12 protein-coding genes are annotated in these 9,002 nt (G+C 60.8%); 7 read left to right on the top strand and 5 right to left on the bottom strand.

The window, feature by feature from the left end; translation table 11 throughout:
* The first annotated feature begins 29 nt into the window (after nucleotides 1-29).
* Complete coding sequence (locus tag K728_RS0103565) at nucleotides 30-1,058, top strand: methionine ABC transporter ATP-binding protein (protein WP_019484172.1); 1,029 nt, start codon at nucleotides 30-32, stop codon at nucleotides 1,056-1,058.
* Nucleotides 1,058-1,717, top strand: a complete 660-nt coding sequence (locus K728_RS0103560) for a methionine ABC transporter permease (RefSeq protein ID WP_019484173.1) — start codon at nucleotides 1,058-1,060, stop codon at nucleotides 1,715-1,717. The genes K728_RS0103565 and K728_RS0103560 overlap by 1 nt, the downstream gene beginning before the upstream one ends.
* Before the next feature lie 218 nt (nucleotides 1,718-1,935).
* On the opposite strand, the gene K728_RS0103555 is transcribed toward K728_RS0103560, so the two are convergent.
* From K728_RS0103555 to K728_RS21140, 3 genes are all read right to left on the bottom strand, one after another.
* Nucleotides 1,936-2,532 carry a PIN domain-containing protein gene (locus tag K728_RS0103555; RefSeq protein WP_019484174.1) on the bottom strand — a complete coding sequence of 199 codons (597 nt, stop codon included), beginning with the start codon at nucleotides 2,530-2,532 and terminating at the stop codon, nucleotides 1,936-1,938.
* Between the two features lie 45 nt (nucleotides 2,533-2,577).
* Nucleotides 2,578-3,039 carry a helix-turn-helix domain-containing protein gene (locus K728_RS0103550; RefSeq protein WP_019484175.1) on the bottom strand — a complete coding sequence of 154 codons (462 nt, stop codon included), beginning with the start codon at nucleotides 3,037-3,039 and terminating at the stop codon, nucleotides 2,578-2,580.
* Nucleotides 3,040-3,195: 156 nt separating this feature from the next.
* Entirely contained in the window at nucleotides 3,196-3,552 is a 357-nt protein-coding gene (locus K728_RS21140) for a TfoX/Sxy family protein (protein ID WP_024475883.1), read from the bottom strand.
* Nucleotides 3,553-3,864: 312 nt separating this feature from the next.
* Between K728_RS21140 and K728_RS20845 the strand changes: the two genes are divergently transcribed.
* The 5 genes from K728_RS20845 (at nucleotide 3,865) to fmdA (ending at nucleotide 6,945) form a co-directional block, all read left to right on the top strand.
* Nucleotides 3,865-4,185 (top strand): lycopene cyclase domain-containing protein, encoded by a 321-nt coding sequence (locus K728_RS20845; protein WP_019484184.1) that lies wholly within the window; start codon nucleotides 3,865-3,867, stop codon nucleotides 4,183-4,185.
* Nucleotides 4,182-4,541 carry a lycopene cyclase domain-containing protein gene (locus K728_RS20840; RefSeq protein WP_024475882.1) on the top strand — a complete coding sequence of 120 codons (360 nt, stop codon included), beginning with the start codon at nucleotides 4,182-4,184 and terminating at the stop codon, nucleotides 4,539-4,541. Before K728_RS20845 ends, K728_RS20840 begins: the two co-directional genes overlap by 4 nt.
* Before the next feature lie 156 nt (nucleotides 4,542-4,697).
* Complete coding sequence (locus K728_RS0103530) at nucleotides 4,698-5,333, top strand: AmiS/UreI family transporter (RefSeq protein WP_019484186.1); 636 nt, start codon at nucleotides 4,698-4,700, stop codon at nucleotides 5,331-5,333.
* A 31-nt stretch (nucleotides 5,334-5,364) separates the two neighbouring features.
* Nucleotides 5,365-5,655, top strand: a complete 291-nt coding sequence (locus tag K728_RS0103525; protein ID WP_024475881.1) for an FmdB family zinc ribbon protein — start codon at nucleotides 5,365-5,367, stop codon at nucleotides 5,653-5,655.
* Between the two features lie 33 nt (nucleotides 5,656-5,688).
* Nucleotides 5,689-6,945, top strand: coding sequence for a formamidase (fmdA, locus tag K728_RS0103520; protein ID WP_024475880.1), 1,257 nt, complete (start codon nucleotides 5,689-5,691; stop codon nucleotides 6,943-6,945).
* 100 nt (nucleotides 6,946-7,045) lie between these two features.
* Here the strand turns inward: fmdA and K728_RS0103515 are convergent, their stop codons facing one another.
* Together K728_RS0103515 and K728_RS0103510 are read right to left on the bottom strand one after the other, a co-directional pair.
* Complete coding sequence (locus K728_RS0103515; protein ID WP_024475879.1) at nucleotides 7,046-7,690, bottom strand: response regulator; 645 nt, start codon at nucleotides 7,688-7,690, stop codon at nucleotides 7,046-7,048.
* Nucleotides 7,683-8,975 carry a sensor histidine kinase gene (locus tag K728_RS0103510; protein WP_051317600.1) on the bottom strand — a complete coding sequence of 431 codons (1,293 nt, stop codon included), beginning with the start codon at nucleotides 8,973-8,975 and terminating at the stop codon, nucleotides 7,683-7,685. Before K728_RS0103510 ends, K728_RS0103515 begins: the two co-directional genes overlap by 8 nt.
* Nucleotides 8,976-9,002 lie beyond the last annotated feature (27 nt).

Genomic DNA, 9,002 nt, shown 5'->3' with positions numbered 1-9,002 from the left:
GGCCGCAGGGCCGTTTATCAAGGAAAACCATGCCACTCATTTCCCTGCAGGGAGTTACCAAAAGCTTCCCTCCGGGCCGCCGCGGCGACGCTCCCGTGCACGCGATTGACAACGTCAGCCTCGACATCGAGGCTGGAGAGATCTACGGGATCATCGGCTACTCGGGGGCCGGGAAAAGCACCCTGGTCCGCCTGATCAACGCTCTCGAAAAGGCCAGCAGCGGCACCATCATTGTCGACGGCCAGCAGGTCACCAACGTCCCGGACCGGCAACTGCGCAAACTACGTCTCGACATCGGGATGATCTTCCAGCAGTTCAACCTGTTCAACGCCAAAACAGTCTGGAACAACGTCGCCTACCCCCTGCGCGTCGCTGGGAAAAGCCGCGACGAAATCCAGGCGCGCGTCACCGAACTCCTCGACTTTGTGGGACTGGCCGATAAGGCCTCCAACTACCCCGAACAGCTGTCCGGCGGCCAGAAACAGCGCGTCGGCATCGCCAGGGCACTCGCCACCTCGCCAAAAATCCTGCTCGCCGATGAGGCGACGTCTGCGTTGGACCCCGAGACCACCCATGAGGTGCTGCGCCTGCTACGGCGGGTCAATGAGGAGTTGGGCATCACCATAGTGGTGATCACCCACGAAATGGACGTCATCCAGACCCTCGCCACGAAGGTGGCGGTGATGGACAGCGGCCGGATCGTGGAGCAGGGTGATGTGTTCGACGTCTTCTCCAATCCGCGCGAGGCCTCATCCCAACGGTTCGTTTCCACCGTGGTCCGGGGGATCCCCTCACCCGACGAACTCGCGGTTCTCCAGGAGCGGCACACCGGCCGGATCGTCACCTTCTCCTTCCGGGACGGCGACTCCTCGCAAGCCTCGGTGTTCCTCGAGTTGGCGGCCGCCGGCGTCGAGTTCGAACTGATCTACGGCGGCATCAACGACATTCGGGGCCGCGCATTCGGCCATCTCACCCTCGCACTCACCGGGCCCGACGGCGCGGTCGACGCTGCGCTGACCGGGCTGTCCGGTCGCATCACTGTGAAGGAGCTCAGCTGATGGATTCCCTCATTGACCTCACCCCGGAGCTGTGGGTCGCCACTTACGAGACCCTCTACATTGTCGGGTTCAGCCTGTTCTTTGGCGGCCTCGGCGGACTGCTGCTCGGCATCGGGCTTTACACCACCCGAGCCGGCAGTATCCTCGGCAACAGCGCCGTGTTCAGCACCCTGAATATCATCGTGAACATCTTCAGGCCCATCCCGTTCATCATCTTCCTCGCCGCGGCACAACCACTGGCCAGGGCGGTCACCGGAACCGGAATTGGCAACAGCGCCATCATCTTCACCCTGTCGCTGGCCGCCGCATTCGGGATCAGCCGCATTGTTGAACAGAACCTCCTGACTGTCCAACCCGGCGTGATCGAGGCGGCGCGATCCGTCGGGGCCGGGCGCCTCCGCATCATCCTGACCATCCTTATCCCCGAAGCCCTCGGCCCGCTGATCCTCGGGTACACGTTCATCTTCGTGGCGCTGGTCGACATGTCAGCGGTTGCCGGGTACGTGGGCGGCGGCGGGTTGGGCAACTTCGCCATCCAATACGGTTACCGGCAGTTCAACCCCTGGGTCACCTGGGCAGCGGTGATCGTGATCATCCTGTTGGTGCAGGCGGTGCAGCTGCTCGGCAACGTACTCGCCCGGAAGGCGCTCAGACGGTAGCTTTCAGGCCGGCGGCGGGTATCGAACGTGGTGATCCCCGGCGCGGGCAGCGCCAGCGGCAACACCACGGCGACAATTCGCCCCCGGAGCAATCCCACGGAGCGAAACGAAGAAAAGGACCCTGCAACAGTCTGAAAGGCTATTGGAGGACGAGGTCACGGTGAGCGCGAGCGTGTCAATCAAACCGGTGCTGGCGCCCTCGTCCAGGAAACCTGGATCTAATATTCGCCCGATATTGCCATTCTGGTTAGCACCGATTGAATGTGTGTGCCGAAGTTTGGTGCCCCAGCATCGACTAACGCAGCGACAAGTGTTTTCGAGCCATCACGACAACCCCAATATTGGGACTGCATCCTTAGGGCGGCTAGCACGGCGTCTGACCGACGCTCCATAATGAGACAGAGCATGTCATCGGCCACATAGGTTTCGAATTCAAATAGATCCGCGTAAGGAAAGAAATCTTCATAGTTGTTGGTGACCAGGTAATCGACGCACCCATGATCTGCAGCAGCTAACACATGCGCATCAAACTTATCTTTGCCCTCGACGAGAGTCGGGTCGATATCGTAGCCTCGGATCACTGCTTCGGGAAACGCGTCGGTCAACTTCTTGCGCCAAAGTCCGATGTCCTGATCGGAGGCGGCGGGGTTTCTACGTCGGCGATTGTAGAGCCACTCAGCTAATACGTCCTCGCTCCATCGCAACCCGATGCCTTCGGGGCCGGAATTTAGAGCAATCAGAGCGAACCAGTCTCTAAGAGTTCGCGAATAGAGGATGTTCGCGTCAAGGAAGATAAGCGTGGCCCCCGGCTGCATAAGGGCTAGCCTATGCAGTTCCGGGGGCCGTGGCTATGGTCAGAACTAATCTTTGTCGAATCCCAACGAATCTTCGAATTCCAGTAGATCTCCGAAGGACTTTCTCTGATCAGCAAGGCGCGACTCGGCCAGTGAACGAAGATCGGACCGGTTAAAACGGGTATGTGACCCCACCTTATGAGAAGCGATCTGCCCAGAGGCAGCGAGTTTCAACAGGGTAGGGCGCGAGATGCCCAGCATCTTCGCTGCTTCCACACTGGTGAGGGCCTTTGGGAATTGGGTAATACCGAAGGGCTGGCCAGCAGCGGCCAAACGCACCACAGTCTGAAGCAGGTCACTGAGTCCATCGGGCACGACAATTGCCTCCCCGGAAGAAGATTCGATCTTAATCTGAAGGTCGCCAGGATCCACTTCGTCAAAGCGGCGCGATACCTCTTTTGCTTCCTCGCTCTGCGAGGTGGTCACATCGATAGTTCGAACATTTTGGATGGCTGTTAGAGCCGCCATGACAACATCTCCTCTTTTTACTTGCACTTATTATCTGACATATCTGAAATAAGTGCAATCTGGCAACGGCGGTCAGATCGTTGACCGCGAGCGGTGAACGCCGGTGATCCGACCCGCATGGTCAAGATTGCCTGCTGCATCGATCAAGGGCTGTTGTCACCCTGACGCGTTTGCCGAGCCGATCTTTCCCGATTCGACGCCGATGGTGACCCAGTAGGCCAGTTCCGCTTCGTCGTCGAGCTGGTCGCGTGACACTGTCAGCCATCCGCGCCCCATGGGTTTTTCTTTGCCCATGAGCGCCGGCACTGCGCCGCGGCGAAGCAGGGCGTCGTACTCCGCTGGGTTTGCGCGTACCAGTAGGTCGCCGGAGCGATCGGAGGCAACAGCCATGCGGTCATTCACCATGAACGAGACGCCGCCGAACATCCGTATTTCCCGCACATTCGGATAGGAGGCGAGGATGTCCCGGAGGCGCCCGGAAAGGTACTCGCGAGCTGAAGCCCTGGTGGTCACGGTCGCCCCTTTGGTTACTGATGCCCTTTGAATATGAGACGAGGGGCAAAATCTGTCAAGCGTTTGGGGGCTGCGGCGCCAACCGGGCACCTGACGACGACGACGGTTCAGCTGAGTGCGTTCGCTGCCCGCACCAGGGTCGCTGCAGTTAACTGCGGGTACTGAATGATCCCGCCGGGCGCCCCGGAGAGTCTGCGTCTGTCTCCGGAATTGGTGGTGCGCGTCAGCGCTTAGACGGTGGGGAAGAATAAGGTACATGTGCACACGATTAGGGGTTGCCGGCAGTAACCAGCGGACGGCTGGCGGGGGAACATGAGTCTGGTCTATCTTGGCGCGCTTCTCTTCTCGCTCGGTGGTTCGGTGCTCCTGGATTGGAGATTTCGCCTCACGTTCTGGCGGGACGCCCGCAAAGCCTTCTGGACCATGACCCTCGGGATTGTCTTTTTCATCATCTGGGACCTCTTCGGCATCGCGCTCGGGATCTTCTTTCGCGGCGTTACCGACCTCATGACGGGAATTCTTCTCGCCCCCGAGCTGCCCCTTGAGGAACCGTTCTTCCTCGCGCTGCTGTGCTACACCACCCTCAATGTGCTGGGCGCGGTCGCCGTCCGGGAGCGAAAGGCGGCGGCGTGACATATCTAATCCTCAACATCATCTTCTTCATTCCAATTCTGGCGATTGCAGCCTGGGCCTATCGGACGCGACGCCAGCTGCTTCCCAGCCGGCGGGCAATCGGAATCACTCTGATCGTGCTGCTGCTGGCAACTGCGGTGTTCGACAACGTGTTGATCGCCGCTGGCATTGTGGATTACAACCCTGACCTCATTCTCGGCATCCGGCTGGCGCTGGCCCCCATCGAGGACTTCGCTTACACCGTCGGAGCTTGCATCCTGCTGCCGTCGCTGTGGGCACTTGTTCCGGGCCGGGCACCCAACCAGGAGTCCAGCTCCAGCCCGGCACCCCACCCCGGCGAGAGTGCCGGAGGCTAGAAGCAGCAAGCCATTGACAGCAGATTTCCGCCCTACTAACGTCTCCATCACAAGTCCATACCTCTGATCGCTCTCGCCACTTTGTGCCAGCCCAGCGGCTGACTCGAAGTGGCTTCCCTATTTCAAAGTTTCCCTCTTCGTTGTGCGAGGAGTGCCATGAGCAGTGTTGGTTTGTTGTACGTCGGCGCGGTTCTCTTCATGAATGGCCTGATGTTGATTGGGCTGGTCCCGGGCAAGTCCGCGGCCATCCTCAACTTCTTCGTCGGGGTCATGCAGGTAGTCTTCCCGACCATCATCCTCATTCAGTCCAACAACGATCTGGCGATCATCTTCGGTGCGGCAGGGTTGTACCTGTTCGGGTTCACTTATCTCTATGTCGGGATAATCCAGATGACCGGGATCAGCGGCGAAGGCCTAGGGTGGTTCTCCGTCTTCGTTGCAGCCTGCGCCGTGGTGATCGGCATCCTCCAGTTCACCTTGGTGGGCGACCCCGTGTTCGGGGTGATCTGGTTGACGTGGGCCGTCCTCTGGTTCCTCTTCTTCCTCCTGCTTGGCTTGGGGCGGGATTCACTGACCTTCACCACGGGCTGGTTCACCATCTTCGTCGCGCACATCACCGGGACCATTCCCGCGTTCTTTCTCCTGACCGGCAGGTACGAAACAAATGACGGGTACGCCGTCCTGGTAGCAATTGCTGCCGCAGCCGCTCTGGGCGCAGCCTTCTTCCTGGGGCGCCGAGGCATCCCGCGGGGCAAAGCGTCGCAGGAAAACCAAGCCGTGGCGCCTGCGTAGGAAACAACCCACAGAAAGGACAGCCTGACCGATGCCGATCTACGAATACCGGTGCCCCGAATGCAGCATCTTCGAGGTCATCAGCCCGATGAGCGCGGCCTCCGATCAGCAATCCTGTCCTACCTGTGGGGGCGCGTCCCGACGGAAGATGAGCGCGCCCAACCTGTCCAAGGCCGGCTCGTCGGCCTTCCAGCTCATTGATTCATCGGAACGTAGCGCCTCAGAACCGGCGGTGGTCAGCGGGGCGTTGCCGTCCAGATCCAAACGCAAGAGCCAGCCCTACACGACCAATCCACTTCACAGTAAGCTGCCGCGTCCCTGACCCACGGTGTGCGGCCAACCCAGAGGAGATGAAATGCCCGACGTCATATTTCCACTCGACTCCGCCAAGAAGTTCGAGGATCAGGAAAAGATTGGCCACAACCGGTGGCACCCGGAGATCCCCCCGGTGGCGACCGTCAAACCGGGCGACTCCTTCAGGGTCCACTGCCGAGAGTGGTTCGACGGCGCGATCGTCAACGATGACTCCGCCGACGACATCCTCAACGCACCCCTGATGACTGTCCACAAGCTCAGCGGCCCCTTCGCCGTCGAAGGCGTAAAGCCCGGCGACCTCCTGGTCGTCGACATTCTCGACGTCGGACCGATCCCGCAGGAAGACTCCGGTCCGCTGGCCGGGCAAGGCTGGGGGTACACCGGCATCTTCTCGCGGAACAACGGCGGCGGCTTTCTCACCGAGCAGTTTCCCGACGCCTATAAGGCGATCTGGGACTTCTCCGGCCAGGTGGCCACCTCACGGCACGTACCCGAGGTCTCCTATGTGGGGCTGATCCACCCGGGCCTGATGGGAACCGCTCCATCCGCCGAGCTCCTTGCCAAGTGGAACAAGCGCGAGGGTGACCTGATCGCCACCGATCCCAACCGGGTACCGCCGTTGGCCCTCCCGCCCGAGCCGCAATTCGCGGTGCTCGGCGGCCTTGCGGCGTCGGAGTTTGATCGGGTTGCGGGGGAGGCTGCGCGCACAGCGCCGCCCCGGGAAAACGGCGGCAACCAGGACATCAAAAATCTGTCGAAGGGGACCAGGATCTTTTACCCTGTATTCGTGGACGGGGCGAACCTGTCACTGGGAGATCTCCACTTCTCCCAGGGCGACGGCGAAATCACCTTCTGTGGTGCCATCGAGATGGGCGGTTTCATCGACCTCCGGGTCGATGTCATCAAGGGCGGAATGGAAACCTACGGGGTGAGCGAGAACGCCATTTTCATGCCGGGCATCGTCGACCCCCGCTACAACGAATGGATTGCGTTCTCCGGCACCTCGGTAACCCTGGATGGGAAGCAGCACTATCTCGACTCCCATCTGTCCTATCAGCGGGCCTGCCTGCACGCCATCGACTACCTCACCAAGTTCGGCTACAGCCCGGAGCAGGCCTACCTGCTGCTGGGGTCGGCGCCGATTGAGGGCAGGCTGTCCGGTGTGGTGGATATCCCCAACTCCTGCTCAACGGTGTACCTCCCGACGTCGATCTTCCACTTCGATGTCCGCCCCTCGGCCTCCGGCCCACATCAAATTGATCCCGGGATGGGGGCACCGAAGTCGCACAACGTGTAACTCAACGTCCGCAGACTGCCGGTGCCAGTGGGCGGGGACGCCACTGGTGCCGGTATTACGGGCCCTGCGTTGGTCGGCAGTAGGCAATCCGCGACAAACCTTAGGTGCGGATGACTCGTTGTTTCCTCGCAGCGGAAATAGCTGCTGTGCGGTTGTCGACGCCTAGCTTCTCGTAAATGTGGACGAGGTGGGTTTTGACCGTGGCTTCACTGATGAAGAGGTCTTTGGCAATTTGACGGTTCGTCATTCCGGTCGCGAGGAGACCAAGGATTTGCACCTCCCGGCTGCTCAACGAGGGTGCGGGATTTTGGATCCGCCCCATCAGTCGGGCTGCCACCTGAGGGGCGAGCGCGGTCTGGCCTGCCGCGGCGGATTGCACGGCCTGGCGGATTTGTTCCGGCGGCGCGTCCTTCAGCATGTATCCGCTGGCCCCGGCCTCGACCGCGGCCATGATATCGGCATCCGAATCGTACGTCGTCAGAATGAGCACGGGTGGTGCGGAATCGAGCTTCCTGATTTCCCGGGTAGCCGTTACACCATCCATTCCAGCGCCCATCTGCAGGTCCATGAGAACAACATCCACCGGCTCGGCCAGACTCGTCGCCCGGCTGAGGGCAGACAACGCTTCGGCCCCGTCGGAGGCCTCCGCAACCACCGTGATGCCTTCGAAATCGCTGAGCATGGCTCTTAGCCCGGCACGAACCACTGGGTGATCATCGACGAGGAGAACCCTGATCTCAGGCATGGGATTCTTCGTTGTCGAAAGGGGCCAGGGGAAGACGGATAGCGACAACTGTCCCTTCACCAACGGTTGACTCAATGTCCACCACCCCACCCATGGAGGTGACCCGTTGGCGCACAGATTGCAAGCCGAATCCTGTGCCGTCGGACCGAAGCGGCGGGTCTGAGAGGGTAGCCGGGGCATCGAATCCGGTGCCGTTGTCGTAAACATCCAGGGTGACATCCGGTCCGAGGAACCCGAGCGTCACGACGGCGGTGCTGGCCTGGGCGTGCTGATCAACGTTGGAAAGGGTGGATTGGGCGGCTCGCAGGAGGGCGACTTCATACGGTGGGGGCAACTGGACAGGTTCGCCGTCGAGCTCAAACCGGCACCTCAGGGATGAACCGTGCGCTGCGGCCTGACGTTCGGCCGTGGCGCAGATTCGGCGTAGCCGGGTCACGAGTGAGTCAGCGTTGGCATTGTTGGAGCTCAGGCCGCGGACAAAACGTCGTGCTTCGTCGAGGTTCTCTGAGGCCGTCACCTGAATGGTGCGAATTCTTTCCTTCGTGAGCGCGGTTGACCCGGCCTCGAGCGACGTTTCAGCGGCGCGGGAAATCAGAACAATACTGGAGAGCCCTTGCGCCAGGGTGTCGTGAATTTCCCGAGCCAGACGCTCACGTTCAGCGAGGACCCCCGATTCATGTTGGGTTCGGGCAAGGGCCGCTCTGGTGTTGCGTAGTTCATCCAGTGCTCGGCGCTGGTTGACTCCCTCGGAGTAGAGGCTTTCGTAGACCATCGCCATGACCACGGCAAAGACGGCACCAAGCCCGGGCCCGATAATCATTGCCGCATGCAGTTCACCACTGTGGTTCCATTGGGCCGCCGACACCGCACCGGTCATCAGGAGGACGGCAACAATCGCGTGCCTGGTATGAAGCAGATGAAGGTGAAGAAAAAACAGGGGAAAAGCGAGCCACGAAAAGTCTGCGCTGAGCACTAGAAGGACCAGCCAGAGCAAGGTCACACTGGCCAGCCAGATCTTGCTGTAGCGGCGAGGTTCCAACCTCCAGGGCGGTATCTCTCCGTCAGCCGCGCGCTTCTCGGCCAGTGTCCCGGCGAGGTAAAGCGCACCCAGAACGGCAGAAATCATGATGACCATCCAGCTGGCCGCCCGCTGGGGTGTGGCCACTGTGCTGACGGTGCCGACAACGAGGAGTGTTGCGAAACCCAGATGAAGGCTCACCCGCAGCACTTTCAGTACCGCTGCTCCGGTGTGAACCTCGGGCACCGGAGTAGTAGGAGCGGTCATGTGTCCAGCTTATCGGGGCGGTATCCG

It is taken from the genome of Arthrobacter sp. CAL618 (assembly GCF_000468215.1).
GTDB lineage: Bacteria > Actinomycetota > Actinomycetes > Actinomycetales > Micrococcaceae > Arthrobacter_D.
Note: the sequence above shows the minus strand (reverse complement) of the source record. Positions and strands in the feature narration are given on the sequence as shown.

Bases quoted from the DNA above. Each gene is read 5' to 3' on its own strand.
- K728_RS0103510 (WP_051317600.1), bottom strand. From the start codon at position 8,975: ATGACCGCTCCTACTACTCCGGTGCCCGAGGTTCACACCGGAGCAGCG.
- fmdA (WP_024475880.1), top strand. From the start codon at position 5,689: ATGCCCGACGTCATATTTCCACTCGACTCCGCCAAGAAGTTCGAGGAT.
- K728_RS0103550 (WP_019484175.1), bottom strand. From the start codon at position 3,039: ATGGCGGCTCTAACAGCCATCCAAAATGTTCGAACTATCGATGTGACC.
- K728_RS0103565 (WP_019484172.1), top strand. From the start codon at position 30: ATGCCACTCATTTCCCTGCAGGGAGTTACCAAAAGCTTCCCTCCGGGC.
- K728_RS20845 (WP_019484184.1), top strand. From the start codon at position 3,865: ATGAGTCTGGTCTATCTTGGCGCGCTTCTCTTCTCGCTCGGTGGTTCG.
- K728_RS0103530 (WP_019484186.1), top strand. From the start codon at position 4,698: ATGAGCAGTGTTGGTTTGTTGTACGTCGGCGCGGTTCTCTTCATGAAT.
- K728_RS0103560 (WP_019484173.1), top strand. From the start codon at position 1,058: ATGGATTCCCTCATTGACCTCACCCCGGAGCTGTGGGTCGCCACTTAC.
- K728_RS0103515 (WP_024475879.1), bottom strand. From the start codon at position 7,690: ATGCCTGAGATCAGGGTTCTCCTCGTCGATGATCACCCAGTGGTTCGT.
- K728_RS0103525 (WP_024475881.1), top strand. From the start codon at position 5,365: ATGCCGATCTACGAATACCGGTGCCCCGAATGCAGCATCTTCGAGGTC.
- K728_RS0103555 (WP_019484174.1), bottom strand. From the start codon at position 2,532: ATGCAGCCGGGGGCCACGCTTATCTTCCTTGACGCGAACATCCTCTAT.